The organism is Acidiferrobacter sp. (assembly GCF_054609335.1).
Window position 1 is genome coordinate 1 of sequence record NZ_JBTRWP010000019.1, and the last position, 19,264, is coordinate 19,264.

Sequence of the window (19,264 nt, forward strand, 5' to 3'; positions counted from 1 at the left end):
TTATGATGGTGACGCCGGGCGATATCGAGGACTTCTTGTTTGGCTTTCTTTTTGCGGATGGGTTGATCCGCTACGCCACGGACGTTCTGGCTTGGGAAATCGTGGAATCACAGAACCTCTACACCGCCTATGTCCAACTGACCGAATCGATGGCCCAAACGGCTCGTGAGCGGGCCCGTGGTGTCATCGGAGCAAGCAGCTGTGGGCTATGTGGCGTACCACGCATGGACGAGCGCCTAGAGGTCTGCGAGAAGATTACGACAAAAGTGGTCGTGTCAATTGACGAGATCGCAGAGGCATTGAAAGATATGCAATCTGGCCAAGAAATCAATCGGCGCACCGGTACAGCCCATGCCGCCATCTTGATTGAGGGATCCCATCGAGTGGTCCGTGAGGACATAGGCAGACATAATGCCGTCGACAAGGTCGCGGGTTGGGCCGTGCGCCACGCATGGAATCCGTCGAATCTTTGCTTGTTAGCGGTGTCATCTCGATTGACGTTTGAGATCATACATAAAGCGGCCCGCCTGCGTGTTCCGATCGTAGCTGCGATTTCGGGCGTAAGTGGCCTCGCTGCACGCACAGCGGAACGGGCGGGCATCACGGTGGTCGCCTACGCACGCGAAGGACGCATGACCATCTACACGCACAAGGAACGTATTGTCCGAGAGCGGATAAATACCTGACACGAAAAAGTAGGCGCCGTGGTACAAACACGGTGGTTGACCGCCCCCCTTATCCAACCGCCCATAGTGCGGCCGGATAGGTTCGTCCCCGGAGGGATTTCGCGGACAGGCGCTGTAAGGGTGAGCGTGAGGTGTACGCGTCATCCACACCCTTCACTCTGGCGCAGCCGATGCCGTTGAAGGCCCAAGCGACCATCTCATGATTTCATGTTGGACAAGGCGGCGTGTCGGCTAGGCGATGCTGGCCGTGCTAGAATGATCGCAAACCGAAACCCTAACATGCCCCGCGCGGGGCCCGAGTGGCGAGATTTTAAGGCGCCCTACCCTCGCCGCCGGCCCAGAGCCGCAAACGCGCCGTGACTGACATCGACCTCAAGCACCCGTCCCTCTACGTGAATAGGGAACTTGGCGTGCTCGCCTTCAACCGCCGAGTCCTCGAGCAGGCCAAGGACGTTCGCTTGCCGCTCCTCGAGCGGCTGCGCTTCCTGGGCATATCGAGCACCAATCTCGATGAGTTCTTCGAAGTCCGCGTAGCCGGTCTTCAGCAACGCGCTGAGGTCGCAGGAAGCACTCTCGCTCCCGACGACAAGACCGCGGCGGAGATCCTGCAGACCGTGCGTGCGGAAGCCTTGGACCTCGTCGCCGAACAATACCGGGTCTTCAACGAGATCCTGATCCCGGAGCTTGCCGCCGCGGGCATCCACATCATCAAGCGCGACGCATGGACCGAGCCCCAAGATGCCTGGCTGCGCCGTCACTTCGAAGACGAGCTCTTGCCCATCATGAGTCCTCTCGGGCTCGATCCGGCCCACCCTTTTCCGCGCATCCTGAACAAGAGCCTGAACTTCATCGTGTCCCTCGAGGGCCGCGACGCTTTCGGCCGGCAAGGAGGCATGGCCATCGTGCAAGCGCCGCGCGCCCTGCCGCGCGTCATAGCGCTTCCGGACAGCAGTCGCCAGTGTCACAAGTTCGTGTTGCTGTCATCGGTCATCCACGCCTATGTCGACCAACTCTTTCCAGGCATGAAAGTGCTCGGCTGCTACCAGTTCCGCGTGACGCGCAATAGCGACCTCTTTATCGACGACGACGAAATCAGCGACATCCTGCGCGCCGTGCAAGGCGAGATCGCCTCGCGGCGCTATGGGGACGCCGTGCGTCTCGAGGTCTCCCGCGAATGCCCGGACACCACCAGCACTTTTCTTCTGCAGCAATTCGAACTGAACGCCGACGACCTCTACGCGGTCAATGGGCCCGTGAACCTCAATCGCCTGGGCGAGATCTATGATCGCATCGATCGCCCGGACCTGAAGTATGCGTCCTTCATGCCCGGGGTGCCGCGTGCACTTGCGACCGGCGTCGACCTCTTTGCCGCCATACGCCACGCCGATATCCTTCTGCACCACCCCTTCGAATCCTTCCTGCCGGTCGTGGAGTTCATACAGCAGACGGCGGCCGACCCCTCGGTGCTTGCCATCAAACAAACCATGTACCGATCCGGTCCGGACTCCCTCATCGCCGATGCCCTAGTGCAGGCGGCGCAAGCGGGCAAGGAAGTCACGGTGGTGATCGAGCTGCGCGCGCGCTTCGACGAGGCCGCCAACATCGCACTCGCCAACAAGCTGCAGGAGGCCGGGGCCCATGTCCTCTACGGGATCGTAGGCTTCAAGACCCACGCCAAGATGGCGCTTGTCGTACGTCGCGAGGACGGTGCCCTGCGCCGCTACGTCCATCTAGGCACCGGCAACTACCACCTGCGCACAGCTAAGGCCTATACCGATTACGGCTATTTCACATGCCGACCCGAGATCGGCGAGGACGTAAACCACGTCTTTCTGCAATTGACGAGCTTAGGGAGTGGCCCACCCCTTGAGTGCCTCGTACAAAGCCCGTTTACGCTCCACAGCCAGATGCTGGCCTTGATCGAGCGCGAGCGTGCCCATGCCGCGAAGGGACAGCCGGCGCACATCATCCTCAAAATCAACGCCTTGACCGAACCCGAGATCATTCAAGCCCTCTATCGCGCCTCCATGGACGGCGTGCGCATCCAACTCATCGTGCGCGGCATCTGTTGCCTGCGTCCCGGCATCGACGGCGTCTCCGACCATATCCAGGTCCGCTCCATAATCGGGCGCTTCCTCGAACATAGCCGCGTCTACTCTTTCGCAAACGGCGGCAAACCCGAGGTCTACCTCGCCAGCGCCGACTGGATGGAACGGAATTTCTTCCGGCGCGTCGAGGTGGCCTTTCCGATTCAATCCCCACGCCTGCGCGACCGGGTCGCACGCGACTTGAAGCGCTATCTGAAGGACAACACGGGCGCCTGGATCCTGCAGCCCGACGGCCAATATCACAGGCCGCATCCCCGCAAGTTCAACAAGCGCGACGCGCAGGCCGAGCTCCTCACGGAACTCGCCGACCGCAGCTAAGACCCGCATCACAAAAATGTTAGGCATTTAGCGCAAAGCGAACACCGCTTTTTTGCATATCTGCAAGCTCTGGGGCCAGTTCACGCCATAGGGCATCCCGAACGGGTCCTGCGCGCAGGCTCGCGCGGATCTCAAGCACCGCCCCACGCGCGCCCAGGCGCCAGGGGATGCGCCGACGGGCGACCGGCAGAGACTTCTCTATGCGCAAAAGCGTCACGGCGATGCGCGTGATGACAGCCAGGCGCAGCGCTGAATCCCCGAAGGACTTCTTGATCGCACCGACCGCAGGCTGCGTCCACTTGCCCCGGTGCAGGCCCACCAATGCGGCGATCAGCGCCTGCTCTTGCGGCGCGACTCCGGCCATCTCGGCATGAGCCACGATATAGGCGCTGTGGCGCTCGTAGTGCAGGCGATTGATGCCGGTCCCACAGGCGTGCAGTCGCACCGCCCACTCCACGAAGCGCCCATCCTCCGGGGACAAACGCCAGGGGCCTGCCACGGCCTCGAAGAGCGCGGCGGCGCGCTCGGCTCCCTGGGACCCATAGGGGTCGGGCCAGCGCGCGGCGAGTCGCGCCACCGCCTCGCTGCGGACATCCGCCCCCGACAAACGCCCGATCAAGTCCCGAAGGATACCCTCGCGCAAGGCGCCCTTGGCGACCCCCATCTCGCCGATCTCCAAAACCTCGAATAGCGCGATCAGGATGGCAAGCCCTCCGGCGAAAACCGGCGCGCGCTCGGTGGCAAGCCCCGGAAGGACCAAGCGATCAGCGTAGCGCTGGCCGAGAACGCGCTCCTTTAACACCTCCAGGGCGCCCGGCGAGAGCACCCCCGTGGTAAGCCCGAGCTCGCGCGTCACGGCCTCGACTGCGCGTATCGTTCCGGACGACCCCATGACCCGCTCCCAGCGCGCGGCAAGCAAGCGTTCACGAAGCGGCATCAGTTTCTGTCGGGCGAGCGCCACGGCCTGGCCGAAACGCGTCTCGCTCAACAAGTGGCCAGCCAAGAAGCGATCCGTCAGGGTGACGCAGCCCATGGTCACGCTCTCCAGGATCTCCGCATGCCCGCCCATCCCGACAATGAGCTCGGTGCTGCCGCCCCCTATGTCGATGACCAGCGCGCGGGTCTCGGGCGCAATCCCTGGACTCACACCCCGGTAAATGAGACGCGCCTCCTCGACGCCCGACACGACCTCCACGGGCGCCCCCAGCCGGGCGTAAGCCTTCTGCAGAAAGGACTCGGCCCCCACGGCCTGACGCAGGGTATTGGTCCCGACGACCCGCACGAGCTCTGGACGCCACAGCGCCAGACGCTGCCCGAAGCGCCTCAGGCAGTTCAAGGCCGCCTTGGCGGCCACCGGCCGGATATGCTGCTTGCGATCGAGCCCCGATCCGAAACGCAGCATCTCGCGCATCTTATCGACCACCACAGGTTCCCCTTCCTCGACCTTGGCAATAACGAGATGGAAGCTGTTCGAGCCGAGATCGACCGCCGCGATCACCGGGGCACGGTTACGCGCCGCACGCTTGACGATCTTTTTGGGGGTGACCTTTGCGGGGGCTTTGGGCATGGGGCCGCATCCTTCCAGAAACAGAGGACTCGGAGTCTGGCGAATAGTGGCGACCATGACAAGGCGGTGCGAACATCAGGACACCCGGAATGCCCCCGCACGGAACCGGACTCTGATCCCGTTGCGGTCCGCCGCGAAATCGCTACACTTCCCGCATCACGTCCGATGATATCTCATGTCCGCCAATGAACACCCTGAAGGCGCTCACGCGCCCCTGTCTTTCGCATTGCTTGGCTTTCTTGCGTTCATGGCCGGGGCGACCGTGGCCAACCTGTATTATGCGCAGCCGCTCTTGGCCGAGATCGCACGAAGCTTTCATGTGGACGCCGGCCGCGCGGGCCTCATATCGGTCGCGACCCAAGCCGGTTATGCGGCGGGCCTGGCCCTGATCGTACCGCTTGGCGACGGACGCGAACGCAAAACGCTCATCGTTGCCACCACCACCCTGATCGCGGTGGCGCTCGTGCTTGTGGCGCTCAGTCCCGACTTCGCGATCCTGCTTGCTGCCAGCCTCTTCATGGGGCTCTCGACGACCGTCCCACAGTTGCTCGTGCCGTATACAGCGACCCTGGCGCCCCCCGCGCGGCGGGGCCGGGCCGTCGGTCTCGTCATGAGCGGCCTCCTGATCGGTATCATCGTCTCACGTGCCTTGAGCGGCTTTGGGTCCTTCCTTGGATGGCGGGTCATCTACGGGCTCGCCGCCGGCGTGATGGCGCTGTGCGCGGCCACCGCCGCCCGCCTCCTCCCCCGTCAAGCGCCACCCGAATCGGTCCCCTACGGCACTCTGCTCAGGTCCCTCAGAGGACTCTGGCAAAACGAGCCCGTACTGCGTTTTCACGCCTTCCTAGGGGCCATGGGCTTCGCCGCCTTCAGCGACTTCTGGACACCGCTCGTCTTTCATTACGGCCATCTCTTTCCGGGGGAGGCGAGCCGCATGGTGGGGATTACGGGCTTCATAGGCGTGTCTGGGGCCCTGGCCGCGCCGCTCTCCGGTCGCCTGTCCGAGCGCCATGGGGTGCTCGCCGTCAACGGCAGCTTCCTCTTACTCGTAGGCGTCGCCTTCCTGATCCTCTGGCTTCAGGGCAATTCCTTGGCCGGGGTCGCCGCAGGTGCGGCCCTCCTCGACGCCGGCGTCCAAGGCAGCCACATCTCCAATCAGACGCGCCTTTATGCCCTTAGGGCGTCGGTCCGCAATCGCCTGACGGCGGTTTATATGACCGCCTACTTCGCGGGCGGCGCGCTCGGTTCGCTCGTCGGCACCTGGGCCTGGAAGGAGGCGGGGTGGCCCGCGGTGTGCGCCACAGGTGCCGCCTTCGCGCTCGCGGCCCTCTTACGCCTAATCGCGGGCTTTCACGGTGCAAGGTCCCGCCCGCCCCAAGCCGGAACGGGCGCATAGGCGCGCCGGGTCGCGCCCGGACCCCCGGCATTCACGGGGGCCTGCGACTTACACTGCAGCTTGTTTACAATGGCGGTTTACCACCTATTTGGAGTTCCCATGGCCCGCCACTATACCCTGACGCTCTCCTGCCCCGATCGGGTGGGCATCGTTGCCGCCGTAAGTGGGCTCATCGCAGGCCACGGCGGCTGGATCACGGAAGCCAACCATCATTCCGACCCGGAAGCCGGACGTTTCTTCATGCGCCAGGAGATCCTGGCCGATTCACTGCCGTTCGGTATTGAGACCTTCCGCGAACGTATCGCGCCGATCGCCGCGCACTTCACCATGGACTGGCAGCTCGTCGACAGCGCCCGTAAGAAGCGGGTCGTGATCCTGGTCTCGCAACTCGGGCACTGCCTCTACGACCTCCTCGCGCGCTGGCAAGCCCAGGAATGGGATATCGAGATCCCTTGCGTGATCTCAAACCACGACACCCACCGCCGCTTCGTCGAATGGCACGGCATTCCCTTTCATCACCTGCCGTCAGCCCCAAATTATAAGGCGGAGGCCTTCGCCCGCATCCAAGAGCTCTTCGACGACGCACATGGCGACGTCATGGTCCTTGCGCGCTATATGCAGATACTCCCGGAAGCCCTCTGCCGACGCTACCCGAATCGCATCATCAACATCCATCACGGCTTTCTGCCGAGCTTCAAGGGCGCCAAGCCTTACCACCAGGCCTATGAGCGCGGCGTGAAACTCGTGGGGGCGACCTGTCACTATGTGACCTCGGATCTGGATGACGGACCCATCATCGAACAGGACGTCGTGCGCGTGGACCACTCCGATGACCCAAGCGACCTCGTGCGCTACGGCCGCGACATTGAGAGGACCGTGCTCGCGCGCGGGCTCGGCTATCACCTGGATGACCGGGTTCTGATCCACGGCCGCCGCACGGTCGTGTTCCGCTAGAGCAACGCGCGCCCACCCTAACTCAAGGATGCGACGACCGTGTGACGAAAACCCCGGGCACCAGCTTAGATAGCGCCCCGGGCCCCGCTCCTACTTTCGGCTGCCGACTTGGGCCGCTTATCGCGGAACCCGCTAGAAGTGGAAATTCGCCGCAAGGTAGAAGGTGCGAGGAGCTCCCGGGTATCCAAGAGTCGCCCCAGCGCTATTGCCCCCTAAATAGCCCCCGGAGGTCACATAGGCGTACTCGTTGAACCTCTTATCAAGAAGATTCAGGATAGAAAGCGTGATCTTGACCTTCTCGGGACGTCCAAAGGCGCTCCCGGCGGGAACGGTTACACCGAACGAAGCATTCCAGATGTCATAGCTCGGCAGCGTACGGGCCGACGGGGCACCCGTGGCGTTGTTGAAAAGGTGCTGGCTTCCGGTGAATGTCGTCCAAAGCTTCGGTTCATAGACGAGCCCGCCATCGAACAGACGGTATGAGACGCCGGCGCTTGCGGTCTCGCTTGGGACATAGGGAACCGCAAGGCCCGCGTAAGCCACGCCACCTGTCGTATAATTCACGTAATGGGCGCGTTCATAGCCGATATTCCCGTAGACATGCAGGGCGCCTATGGGATTATCCTCGGACGACAGGTTCACGCCCTGATACAGGCTGTCACCCGTAGCCTCCACGGCGTTACCGTTACTCGTCGTAACGCTAATAAACTGATTCTTGAGCGACAACCGGTAGTAATCCAGATTTAGCATGAAATGGTGCGCCATGCCCGCATGTCGGACCAAGACGTGCAGGCCGGCCGTATCATAGCGACCCTCCGTTGGCACAAGCACTGATGAGGGCAGCGACTGATAGGGGCCGCCGCCACCGCCCACCTCCGGATTCTGATAGGCCGTGGCGCTCTGCGCGTACAGCGCAATATCACGTGTCACTCGATATCGAACACCCAAGGATGGTTCAAGCTTTGTGAAGGTCGTGGAGCTATTGGGCTGATTTTCGGGGTCGTACTGGATATTGGCCTGCGGAAAGTCTGTGCTTGCGTGATTGGCGTAGCTGGTCCCGAAATAGACAAACCGGACGCCCGGCGTCACACTCAAAGATCGCAGGACGGCAATCCGGTCTTGCACGAAGGCGGCAGCAAAGTTCTGATAGAAATAGCCACTTCTGTATTTTGATGGATAGGAATAAGTATAAGCGGTTCCTGAGGGGTCGGTGACTTCTGGGCTGTAGAAAGCGTTACGAGTGTTATAAACGCTATAGAGGTAATAGGCGCCGGCCGCAACCGTGTTACCGGGCAGCGCAAAATCGAACACAACCTTATCGCCCATAGTCGACGTATGCGGGTTGTTGTACTCGAAGAGATTATTGGCGCCCTGATTGAAGTCGTTATAGTGATTGTGGAGCCTATGACCGTGCCGATACCAGAGAGTCTCATGCAGTACTGTCATCGGCGACAGGCGTAGATTGATCGGCATATAGACGAGATAGGTAGCATTCTCGGCCTGCTTATGCCAAACACCGAATGGGATGCCGCTGTAATAGCCAGAGGTAGTTTCGCTATAAAGCGGGCCCGGAATCGTCGCTCCTGCGGCCGTGAAGCCGTTCACCGTAAGGCCAGCAATAGGCCCCAAGGGGATGAACGCCGGGCGATATGATCGGGAATCCGCGACGTAAGCTCCAACGCCAACATTTCCGTGCGGCAGAAGCTTCACGATCTTGGCATAAAGTGCCTGATCATGGCTTGGATTTGCGAAACCATCCTCCTGGGATTGGATATAATCGTTCGACTGCGTGGCGCCAGCCGCAAAGACCGACGAATAGCCGTCATGAAGACCCGTGCGCATAGCGAAGTGAAAGCCTTGAGTGGCATAGCTTCCAAGTGTTACGCCAAGATCCGCGCTGGGGCGTCGGGTCGGTTGCAAGGGCACAAAACCGATCGTGCCCCCGAGACTGTCGTACCAGCGGCTGTCGGGGTTTCCTGGCCCGTAGATCACGTTAATACCGGATAGGAGCGAGAGCTCCGGGATTTGAGGGGTCGCCCACAGGCCCGAACCCGGATTATTCATCGGCACCCCATCGAAGGTGATGGCAAGGAGGCCATTGGAGGTCAGACCTTGAAGACCGCCCCAACCCTGCTCTATACCATTGACGCTGATCGCCGCCCTCTGCGCGCCGACCGCACCGGCACTCACCACACGGACGCCCGGGGATTGGGCAAGTGCCTGCGCCGCGCCACCAACCGGGCCCGCCGCCGCAATCTCGTCATGTTCGATCACGCGCTCGGATTGCGCGTCATGAAAAATCTGCTCGGGCGTAAGCTTCTTGTCCGTCTTACGCAGCGCCCGGCTAGCCTTTGATGTCCCAGACCCGGCATGAACGGCGCCGATATCCACGGCATCCTGATGACCTGGAGCCGCGCTCGCATGCGCAGACGCCAACCCAAGCACCATGGCGCCAAGGATGCCGCCATAGAACCATCCACCCACCGAAGGCCTTCCGTTTTTTATCTTCCTTGCCCGCCGTTTCGCGCCCCCATCGATGCTCATAATGGCCTCCCACAAGGCTTTTTTCTGTAAGATGGAGGGATTGTTGAGAGCGGCGGTGACAAGGTCATGACACTTAAATGGCAAATGCTGACCGCACCGCCCGTTCGGGCCGCCTGGCGACGCTTCACTCGCACCTTGCGAGCGCGGACTCTTCGTTATAATGTCCTGCCAAGATCCTGGGGGGCCTGCGCCACCCCCAACGCCAGAGCATCGCGGTCGGCTACCCCCTGCGAACGACAGGCACGCACCATCCTTTCGTGGCGATCCCCGCGGGACGGTATCTGATCGCGTCCAAGGGACCAGGACCGGCGGGCTATCAGCTGGCCCGCCAGAAACTTCGGCTGCGCGCCGCTGCAACCCGCCACATAAGGATCGAGCATCCATGGGTCATTGGTTCCTCACCACACTTGCGCATCTCATTCACGCAGCCACTCCGGTCATGCACCGTTATGGCCTCTGGGGCCTGGTCGTGCTCCTGTTCGTGGAGAATCTGGGCGTCATATTCGCGCCAGGGGAGGCCGTGGTGGTCACCGCCGGTTTTCTTGCCGCCAAGGGCGCCTTCGGGATCGGCACAGTGCTGGCGCTTGCCTTGATCGCCTGCGTGTCAGGGGGCTATATCGCGTATGGACTCGGGGTGCGTTACGGGCACAAGGGGCTGTTGCGGTATGGTAAGTATGTGGGGGTGAAGCCGCTCATGGTCGATCGGGTCCATGAACTCTTCCGCAGCTATGGGGCCGTGGTCGTCTTGGTCGGTCGCTTCATCGTGCCCCTACGCCAGCTCCAGGGCTACATCGCTGGCAGCGCCGAGATGGGCTTTCGGCCCTTCGCCCTCTGGAGCGCCATAGGGGGTGCCTTGTGGGTGGGTACGTGGGGGGGCGGGGCCTGGTGGCTCGCCCAGTCCATTCCCGGCTGAGGGCGAACGCGAAAGAGCCCCCGATACCGCGCCTAGGAGCGCGCGCCGTGGGCGAAGGCCCAGATCACGACCATCAGCATGACCACGATATAGAGCCGCAGCCCCCAGAACACCCATTGCTGCCAGGCCTTCAGCGTCCGCGGACCTACTTCCGGCAGGGCCTTGTCCCAACCCTCCTCGCGCAACAGGCGCGCGAGTTCTGCCAAATCAACTTCTTCGTCGCGTTTCACTGCGCACCTCCAAAGACATGGGGGAAGGTTACGGCGATACCGTAAAGGGCATTGCATATGATCAGCAACACCATGATCCCAACCGCCACCATGTTACGCCGCTGGCTATTGACAAAGGTCCCCATGAGCTCGACGTCATTGACGAGCATCAGAAGAAACAACATGGCCGCCGGCATGAAGATGGTGGCGACCACCTGCACCGTGATATTCAGGAAGCCAAGCGGCACATGCGGCAACATGACAACACCGGCGGCGATCGCCGAACCCACCACCGCCGGCGCGTAGAAGGCCCAGGCCTTGCGGGGAGCGTCATTCAAGGAGCGCGGGAGGTTGAGCGCCTCGCCCACCGCCCATGCCGTACTCGCCGTGATCACGATGGACGATATGAGACCGGCCTCCATGAGACCCAGCGCGAAGAGGTCCATCGCCCACCCGCCCACATGATCTTTGAGCGCCACGAGTACGCCGTTCACGTTGAGATGTTGGGCATTGGGAAGCGTATGCAGGTGCTGGCCGGTTAGGATGATGATGGCCATCGCCACGATCACCATACCCGTGACCCCCAACATGAGATCGCGACGGCTGGCTTCGATATCCTGCGGAAGCAGACCCTTGTCGACGATGCATGACTGCTGAAAGAAGAGCTGCCAGGGCGCTATGGTGGTGCCGATATTGGCCGACAGCAGGACCAGAAAACCGGCCGACAACAGGCCCCCGGGGACCATCCAGTTGGTGCCTATGAAGGCGTGCCCCACGGCCGACCAGTCGGGATGCGAAAACAGGGCCAGGGGCACGAAGACGAGATTCAGTGCGGCGATGAAAAGCGCGATGCGCTCCCAGGTCCAGTAACGCAGGAACACGAGCACGAAGGCGACGAAGACGAGCGTAGCCGGCACCGTGACCCAGTAGGACAGGCCAAAGACATCCCCGCCCACGCGCACACCGATGAACTCGGTCATGAGCGTCAGGATATTGGCGATCACGAGGTCAACGATCGAAAAGATGCCCCAAAAAGCACCGTACCGCTTCCAGATAAGCTCGGCATGGCCCCGCCGCGTGACCGCCCCCAGGCGGATGGTCATCTCTTGGACGAAATAGGCCATAAAACCAAGTGGGATCATGAGCGGCAGGAACACCCCAAGACCGAAGACCGCGCCGGTCTGGGAATAGGTGATCACGCCGCCTGCATCGTTGTCGCCGAGCATCACGAGCAAGCCCGGACCGAGCAGAGCAAGCCAAAGCGCGATGCGGTTAGTCAGTGTCCTGGGGCCGTTTCGCAGTCGCGCGATGCGTAGCCGGTCCTGCACCCGCACGAGCAGGGCTTCCGGTACCGCCATCTCCTCGACCTCGCCGGCAGGCGGCCTGACTGCCGCCCGCCGCTCCATCTGCCGCGCCTGCGCGGCCTTGGCCCGCAAAAGCGCCGCCCGTAACGCCTGAAGAACATGCACCTGCATGAGCGCGTCCCTACAATGTCGTCGAGGCCGGGTCGCGCACGCCCGTAGGCGAGCGCATCCTCGTCTCTGTCTAGATTCCAGTTTGGGTGGGGCGGGACTACAGTGGGCTCCCGGACCCGCGTTTACGCCTCAAGGCGACCGCGATCCGGTATCATGCGAAGCGGGGTCTGCCTTCAGGCTTTGGCTGTGTCGCTACTACTACCCATTGGGTAGCGGGCCCTCCAAATAAGCGGCATGCCGCGATGGCGGCTTTGTAGCAGCCCGTTCCGAGACTGTCAACGCCCCCCGGGGGACGCCCCCGAAAGAAATCAAAACCGAGCTCCGCCGTCTCTCAGCACCTCGCGCGCGGACCCCTGACCGCGGTCGGCAACAGCCCCCTCTCCCCGCAAGCCTTCGGTCGTCTCTTCGCTGCGGGCCCAGGAGATCGCCGCCCCCTCCCCGCCATCCCTCCGGCACCGGGCCCCGACACCCAGGGTCGCCCGAGTCGAGCGATCAGGCGCCTGGGCGAGACCCCGCCTCCGCTCATAAACCCCCGGCGTGTCGCGAGCGCCCTATTCCGCCGCCCACTGCCGGGTGGCAATCCCCTGACCGAGATCCAGATCCATCAAGCGCCTGCGCACCTCGAGGAGCTTTTCGAGCAGGGCGGGCTCGGTGCGCTCATAGCCCTCGGCGTTCGGTACGCGCTTGACCACGACACCCAAGAGTTCCGTAATGGCGTTGCCGATCGAGTTTTGGCTTATGGTGACGATCAGCTTGCCCGTATCATTGCGATAAATGAGCTGTTTGAATGCCGGCTGCCAGCGAATGGCGGCGGCGTAGCGCGCATCCCGTATGCAATGGTCGCGCACCATCTTCGCCGTCTTCAGGAAGTCGTTATTAAAAAGAAGCTTGTCCTCCACGAGTTGCGGGAAATAGATGTCGCGCGGTATCGGCGCGTTGCGCGTCGATACCTGCCCAAAGAAGGTCCGATAGAAGTCTATAAAGCCCTTCAGGATGGTGTCGTACTCCTTCCAGAACTGCACCTTCTTTAAAGATTCCACGCCCCCCTGGACTTCCCAACTCGGCAGGCCCTGTGGGTAGCCTGTGAGCGCGATCTTGCAGGAACCGTGCTCACAGGTCTTGAGGATCTCGAGATCGAGGCCCGCGAAGAAATCGAGATACACCTTGCGCATGTGGGCCTGGAAGAGCGAATTCTGTCCGCCATCGGTGAGATTCGGGTTCTCGGGATCCGCCATCGGCGCATCCCGCAACTGCGCCTTGTCGAAGACGATGAAATGGTTATGCAACATGCGGATGCTGGGCACGCCTGGAGACGTCAGCGGCCAAGTGGCGTCCAGACTCGCCTCGCCCGACAGCACCAGGGCCCGGTCGGGATCGGGATAGCGCTCGAGCATATAGGCGATGATGGCCTCGTTCATGCGGTTCCAGATATTCTTCACATGATCGGGCACCTGCGTGCGTCGCGCGGGACGGCCCAAGGGATCAAGTATGCTTTGTGATGTATTGTAAATGATGGATGTGTCGAACTCGTTGCTATGCCCTAGGGCCTTACGATAGAGGAGCAGACCTTCCGGGTTGCAAAGCAGGCCGTTGTTGCTGGTGAGATCCGTGAGGTTTTCCGTGCTATTGAAAAATTCATTGGGCTTCATTCCCTCCGGCACGTCGAGCGGAATCGGACGGAAGAAATTGGTGATCTCTCTGGGACCCACCTGCATCGTTTGGCACCTCCTGGCTGCGAGAAGACTCCACGCGCGCTACCGCTGCCCGCGGCACGTGCTTGGTCGCGGACGTCTTGAGCACGCACGCAGACAGCCCTTAGTATAAGACCCAGGCGATGCAATGGCACGCCCGGTCGACTCAATGAGCCAAGCTCTCCGGCAATCGTGAGAACGCAGGACATAGGTCATTGGCGGAATTTATTGCCGCATGGAAACGGCTTGGGGGCAAGGCCTCAAGGCGTTCATGGCTCCCCCGCCCCGCGCGGCGGCTACAGGCCCCGTCCGTGGATTCGCCGCAGACATGGCCGACGTCTATCGCAGCCATCGATCTCCTCGTGTAGCATAAGCGCATGATCACTATAACGACCCTCTGGCCTTCCTGTCCTTGGCCTTCCATCGCCTGGTAAGCTCGCTTGCGCACTCCTAAGGCCTTAGTGCCCTTACTCGAAGACGGGCTCATCGACCACGTCATTCAACCCTTGCGCAGCGGCAAGGAGGCCGACCTTTTCATCGTCGAGACCTCCCAGGGCGTGCGCTGCGCCAAGGTTTACAAAGAAGCGCGCAGCCGCGGCTTTCGGCAAGCCGTGCTCTATCAGGAGGGGCGGGCCGTACGCAACAGCCGACGCGACCGCGCCATGGCCAACAAGTCGCGTTTCGGGCGTCACGAACGGGAGGAAGTCTGGCAGAACGCCGAGGTCAGCGCCCTCTTCACGCTCGCCGACGCGGGGGTACGCGTGCCCAAACCCTATCTTTGTGTGGACGGCGTACTGCTCATGGAGCTTATCGTCGATGATGCCGGAGATCCCGCGCCGCGGCTTTCGGACCTGGTTTTCACCGAGGATGAGGCGGCGACCATCCACGCGGCCCTCATGCGCGACGTCGCGCGCATGCTGTGTACCGACATCGTTCACGGCGACCTCTCCGAATACAACGTCCTTTTGGATCGCGCGGGTCCTGTCATCATCGACCTGCCGCAACACCTGAGCGCGGTCGCGAACAATAGCGCCGCGGCCTTCTTTGTGCGCGACATCGATCACCTTGCAATCTTCTTCGGGCGCTTTGCTCCAAAGCTTGCGACAAGCGACTATGGGCGCGAGATGTGGGCCCTCTATCAGGCGCGTGCCCTCGGGCCGGAAACGCCCTTGACGGGGACCTACCATCCCGAAACGACAGCGCCCGATATCGCCGCGGTCCTGCGTGAAATCGACGCGGCACGCCGCGAAGAAGAACAGCGCCGGGCGCGGCTTGCCGCACAAGCCGAGACGGGGTCGATCGAATAAGGGCAGTCGGGTCGCAGGCACTCCACAGACTTCGCGCCCAACAGGGGCGCAAGATGCGCAATGGCGCCTGCGGTGGGCGCGCCTAAAAGGTATAAGCGCGGGACCATCACAACCCTAGGCCATGTCGCGCCCAAGCCCGGATACCGACTACAATGGCGCTATCGCAAGACCAACAGTCGGGCTCGAGGACGGCACGTCGCGTATGAACCAAAGCCCAGGATGCACGGGGACCTTGGACAGCGCGCCACCGACCCGTGAGAAGAAGCCCATAGCGCTCGGGAGTCCCGCCTTCCGGCGTGTCAACATCGCGCTCTTCGGAGCCGGGCTCTCGACTTTCAGTACGCTCTATTGCGTGCAGCCGCTCATGCCGCTCTTTTCGCGCCATTATGGAGTAAGCCCCGCTGACAGCGCGCTTTCACTCTCGCTCACCACCGGGGTGCTCGCGGTCGCCATGCTCTTTGCAGGCACCCTCGCCGACCGCTTCGGCCGCAAACCCGTAATGACTGCATCCCTCTTGCTCTCGGCCTTGCTCGTACTCGCGACAGGCCTGGCCCCTGATTGGTCGGTACTGCTCCTTATGCGCGCACTGCTTGGAATCACCTTGAGCGGTGTGCCAGCCGTAGCCATGGCCTACATCAACGAGGAGCTCGACACGGATGCGGTGGGCCTCGGCATGGGGCTCTATATCGGCGGCAGCGCCGTGGGCGGGATGTCCGGGCGGCTCCTCTCCGGGGTCTTGGCGAGCCTTTGGGGCTGGCGCGCGGCGCTCGCCGTCGTCGGCTTGGGTGCCTTGGTCGCAACCGCGCTCTTCTGGCGCTCCCTACCACCCTCGCGACACTTCGAGCCGCGCCATGTCCCCTTGCGCAGTGCGCTTATGAGCCTTCGCGCACCGTTTCGGGACATGGGCTTGCGGTGGCTCTTCGCGGAAGGCTTTCTGCTCATGGGCATCTTCGTCACATACTACGACTACCTGGGCTACCGCCTGATGGCCGCTCCCTACCGATTCAACGAAGCGACCGTCGGGCTTCTCTTCAGCGTCTATCTCGTCGGCATCTTCAGCTCATCCTGGATGGGTCACAAGGCCGGGCGCATCGGCCGGCGCAAGGTCTTCTGGACGGCCCCGGCCTTGCTGCTCTTCGGCATTCTCTTGAGCTTCTGCGCACAAGTCCCACTCATACTGCTCAGCCTCACGGCGCTCACCTTCGCCTTCTTCGGTGGCCACTCGATCGCAAGCAGCTGGGTGGGGCGGCGCGCGCAGGCGAAGACCCAGGCCGCATCGCTCTATCTCTTCTTCTACTATCTGGGCTCGGCCTTCATAAGCGCATGCGGCGGGGTTTTCTATGCGCGCTGGGGATGGAACGGCGTGGCAGGCCTGCTCACCGTTCTCGGCACGGCGGGGCTTATCATCGCCTGGCGTCTACGCAGGCTCGTGCCCATCCAAACACTCGCGCCGCTCAAGGCTATCGTCGCGCCACCCGATGGCTCGCCACAGGGCTAAGGCTGAACATCGTGAGATTTTTGGGGGATTACCGCAGCCCGTTCGACCAACAGGGGCCGCCGCGCCCACCTTATCGTCTGTGCCCCTTATGATAGGCTCCGAATCTGCAACGGGTAAGCCTCACTTTTTGAGCCACACAGACACCCGTCCCGCCGCCGCGAAAGCGGCCTTGGCCCCGAAACATCGGAGGGCTTTTCTATGCCGTCCGCCGAAAACATGTCTGGAGTCCCAAGGCATGGGCCACTTTCATCACCGTGGCGAAACCGGGATTGCCGTCGCCCGACAGGGCTTTATCCAGCCTCAAATCCGCAGCCGCGTCGAGCATGCCTTCGGCGTTATCAAAGGCCTCTTTGGTTTCGTGACGCCCTGGCAAAACCAGGTCAAAACGTTCGCCAGAGCTCGCGCGCGGATCAGCTTCGACCATGACGGCTATCACCACGATCACCCACGGACGCAAGCAAAACGGGTCTGGGTAGCGAAAGGCGGGTTCGCACCCGGGATCGAAGGGCGACCTGCTCAGGCCCCTTACCGCCACCTCGGGTGTGAAATCGGCTACGTGCGGCGTTTACCGTTTTGTTCTGAGTTGGCGGAGAGGGAGGGATTCGAACCCCCGGAAGGTTGCCCTTCAACGGTTTTCAAGACCGCCGCATTCGACCGCTCTGCCACCTCTCCAGGCGCCTAGGATAACGTCTCAACGATGGCAACTCCACCTCTCGCTCGAGGCTTGCGGTCCCAAAAAGGTTTCCCGGGGGATTTCGGCCTTTTCGCAGACATCCGGCGCGCCGCGTCCCCATAGCCGACGGGCCGCGAGCTTAGGAGCGTGAAGGTCTCGACCTTCACGCGACGGTGGATCATCGCGATGAGCGGTCCCGGGGCAATTATTGGGCATGATCCGCGTAGATCGACCGGCCACCGCCCGCCAAGCGATACCACGGCCCATGGGTAGTGTACGGACTTATGTGCAAATTCTTGGACTGCTGAAGCGGTCATGGTATGAGGGAGATTGCGAAGATCAACCCTGTGTCCTGTAGGAGGATTCACACCATGACCGTGAAGAAGCAGAGCGCCAACACCATCGACCTTAAATCCTTGATGGCAGAGGATAAGGATTTGGTGAAATCCTTGATGAAAGAAGCCCTGCAGGAGGTCCTGGAGGCCGAGATGACAGAACTCCTGGGGGCCGGCCCCCGCGAACGTCAGGACGGGCGCCTAGGATACCGCCTCGATGACGCCCACTCCACTCCCGCGACTCCTCCTGGACAAGGGTCTGGAACGTCTCTAAGCTCTGAGCGGCGGGACCCTATCCGCAGGGGGAGAACGGCTCATGGAATACAACAAGAAAGGACTTGCGGTCTTCGAGCTCATAGGCCGCGTACTCTTGGCGCTGATATTCGTCTTCGCCGCCCTCGGCAAGATCGAGGATTACGAAGGGACGCGCCTCTATATGGTATCCCATGGGCTGCCCGGGGGCCTTCTCCCGTTCGTGATCGCCCTCGAGCTCGCGGGCGGGCTCGCGGTCATCGCGGGCCTCTGGACGCGCATCGCGGCCTCGCTTCTCGCCCTCTTCTCGATAACCGCCATCGCCATTTTTCACCACAGCCTCGCCACCATCAACGACCAGGTCGTGATGCTCGCCGAGACAAGTTTCACGGGCGGGCTCATCGTGCTCGCGGTCCACGGCCCCGGATGCCTGAGTCTGGATGCCTTCCTGCGCCGTGCCCGCACCCGCTCATCCGGGGGTCCGGTGTCGACGCAGCCCCTCGGCACCCCTGACCCCTAGGGTAGGGACTTCAGGGAGGTCGCGCCGCCCATGTAGGGGATGAGGACGTCGGGGATGCGTATGCTGCCGTCGGCCTGCTGGTAGTTCTCGAGCACCGCGACCAGGGTGCGGCCCACGGCGAGCCCCGAACCGTTCAGGGTGTGGACCCACTCGGGCTTCTGGCCCGCGGCGCGGACGCGCGCATTCAGGCGTCGCGCCTGGAAGTCCCGGAAGTTACTGCAAGACGATATCTCCCGATAGCGCCCGCTCCCCGGGAGATAGACCTCGAGGTCGTAGGTCTTGGCCGCAGCGAAGCCCATATCGCCCGCGCACAAGGCCATGACGCGGTAAGGAAGCGCGAGACGCTTCAAAACCGTCTCGGCATGCGCGGTCAACTCCTCATGCACGCGCGCTGAATCCTCGGCGGCTACGATCTGCACGAGCTCGACCTTCTCGAATTGATGCTGGCGGATCAGGCCACGCGTATCGCGGCCGGCAGCACCCGCCTCGCTGCGAAAGCAGGGCGTATGACAGACGTAGCGCAATGGCAACGCCTCTTTGGCGAAGACCATGTCGCGCACGAGGTTGGTCACAGGCACCTCAGCCGTCGGGATCAGGAAATATGGCAGCCCCCCGATCGGAAAAAGATCCTCGGCGAACTTGGGCAGCTGACCTGTACCGAACAGGCTCTCACGGTTCGCCATGTAGGGCACATACACCTCGGTGTAGCCGTGCTCCCGGGTATGCAGATCCAGCATGAACTGGATCAAGGCGCGTTGCAGGCGCGCGAGCCCCCCACGCAGCACGGCGAAGCGGCTCCCGGCAAGCTTAGCGGCCGC

13 protein-coding genes, 1 tRNA gene and 3 pseudogenes are annotated in these 19,264 nt (G+C 62.3%); 9 read left to right on the forward strand and 8 right to left on the reverse strand.

Annotation, left to right across the window (positions count from 1 at the left end):
• Positions 1-686 (forward strand): formate dehydrogenase accessory sulfurtransferase FdhD (gene fdhD / locus ACYCTF_RS06690; protein ID WP_461284747.1); only part of this gene is annotated, 686 nt, incomplete at its 5' end.
• 350 nt (positions 687-1,036) lie between these two features.
• Positions 1,037-3,112: pseudogene (gene ppk1, locus ACYCTF_RS06695) on the forward strand (polyphosphate kinase 1); the annotation flags it as partial.
• Between the two features lie 19 nt (positions 3,113-3,131).
• On the opposite strand, the gene ACYCTF_RS06700 reads toward ppk1, so the two are convergent.
• Positions 3,132-4,679 carry a Ppx/GppA phosphatase family protein gene (locus ACYCTF_RS06700; RefSeq protein WP_461284748.1) on the reverse strand — a complete coding sequence of 516 codons (1,548 nt, stop codon included), beginning with the start codon at positions 4,677-4,679 and terminating at the stop codon, positions 3,132-3,134.
• Positions 4,680-4,854: 175 nt separating this feature from the next.
• Here ACYCTF_RS06700 and ACYCTF_RS06705 point away from each other — a divergent pair, with 175 nt between their 5' ends.
• Positions 4,855-6,075, forward strand: a complete 1,221-nt coding sequence (locus tag ACYCTF_RS06705; RefSeq protein ID WP_461282901.1) for an MFS transporter — start codon at positions 4,855-4,857, stop codon at positions 6,073-6,075.
• A 99-nt stretch (positions 6,076-6,174) separates the two neighbouring features.
• Complete coding sequence (gene purU / locus ACYCTF_RS06710; protein ID WP_461282902.1) at positions 6,175-7,029, forward strand: formyltetrahydrofolate deformylase; 855 nt, start codon at positions 6,175-6,177, stop codon at positions 7,027-7,029.
• 132 nt (positions 7,030-7,161) lie between these two features.
• On the opposite strand, the gene ACYCTF_RS06715 is transcribed toward purU, so the two are convergent.
• The gene (locus tag ACYCTF_RS06715; protein WP_461284749.1) at positions 7,162-9,513 is read right to left on the reverse strand and encodes a TonB-dependent receptor; all 2,352 of its coding nucleotides are present in this window, start codon (positions 9,511-9,513) and stop codon (positions 7,162-7,164) included.
• A 442-nt stretch (positions 9,514-9,955) separates the two neighbouring features.
• Between ACYCTF_RS06715 and ACYCTF_RS06720 the strand changes: the two genes are divergently transcribed.
• Complete coding sequence (locus tag ACYCTF_RS06720) at positions 9,956-10,486, forward strand: DedA family protein (protein WP_461282904.1); 531 nt, start codon at positions 9,956-9,958, stop codon at positions 10,484-10,486.
• A 32-nt stretch (positions 10,487-10,518) separates the two neighbouring features.
• On the opposite strand, the gene ACYCTF_RS06725 is transcribed toward ACYCTF_RS06720, so the two are convergent.
• The 3 genes from ACYCTF_RS06725 to ACYCTF_RS06735 form a co-directional block, all read right to left on the reverse strand.
• On the reverse strand, positions 10,519-10,716 hold the full coding sequence (locus ACYCTF_RS06725) for a hypothetical protein (protein WP_461282905.1): 198 nt from the start codon (positions 10,714-10,716) through the stop codon (positions 10,519-10,521).
• A complete protein-coding gene (locus ACYCTF_RS06730) occupies positions 10,713-12,053 on the reverse strand; it encodes an NRAMP family divalent metal transporter (RefSeq protein WP_461284752.1) in 1,341 nt (446 codons plus the stop codon). Before ACYCTF_RS06730 ends, ACYCTF_RS06725 begins: the two co-directional genes overlap by 4 nt.
• A gap of 668 nt (positions 12,054-12,721) precedes the next feature.
• Positions 12,722-13,885 carry a hypothetical protein gene (locus ACYCTF_RS06735; RefSeq protein ID WP_461282906.1) on the reverse strand — a complete coding sequence of 388 codons (1,164 nt, stop codon included), beginning with the start codon at positions 13,883-13,885 and terminating at the stop codon, positions 12,722-12,724.
• Between the two features lie 416 nt (positions 13,886-14,301).
• Between ACYCTF_RS06735 and ACYCTF_RS06740 the strand changes: the two genes are divergently transcribed.
• Positions 14,302-15,168, forward strand: a complete 867-nt coding sequence (locus ACYCTF_RS06740; protein ID WP_461282907.1) for a PA4780 family RIO1-like protein kinase — start codon at positions 14,302-14,304, stop codon at positions 15,166-15,168.
• A gap of 202 nt (positions 15,169-15,370) precedes the next feature.
• Entirely contained in the window at positions 15,371-16,666 is a 1,296-nt protein-coding gene (locus ACYCTF_RS06745) for an MFS transporter (protein ID WP_461282908.1), read from the forward strand.
• Between the two features lie 196 nt (positions 16,667-16,862).
• Here ACYCTF_RS06745 and ACYCTF_RS06750 read toward each other — a convergent pair.
• Positions 16,863-16,964, reverse strand: a pseudogene (locus tag ACYCTF_RS06750) (helix-turn-helix domain-containing transcriptional regulator); the annotation flags it as partial.
• Between the two features lie 286 nt (positions 16,965-17,250).
• Positions 17,251-17,338: transfer RNA gene (locus ACYCTF_RS06755), tRNA-Ser, on the reverse strand.
• A gap of 372 nt (positions 17,339-17,710) precedes the next feature.
• Here ACYCTF_RS06755 and ACYCTF_RS06760 point away from each other — a divergent pair.
• Together ACYCTF_RS06760 and ACYCTF_RS06765 are read left to right on the forward strand one after the other, a co-directional pair.
• Positions 17,711-17,875, forward strand: a pseudogene (locus ACYCTF_RS06760) (transposase); the annotation flags it as partial.
• Positions 17,876-17,990: 115 nt separating this feature from the next.
• Entirely contained in the window at positions 17,991-18,446 is a 456-nt protein-coding gene (locus tag ACYCTF_RS06765) for a DoxX family protein (protein ID WP_461282909.1), read from the forward strand.
• Here the strand turns inward: ACYCTF_RS06765 and serS are convergent.
• Positions 18,443-19,264: serine--tRNA ligase (gene serS, locus ACYCTF_RS06770; RefSeq protein WP_461284750.1), on the reverse strand; the 822-nt coding region annotated here is incomplete at its 5' end. The genes ACYCTF_RS06765 and serS overlap by 4 nt on opposite strands.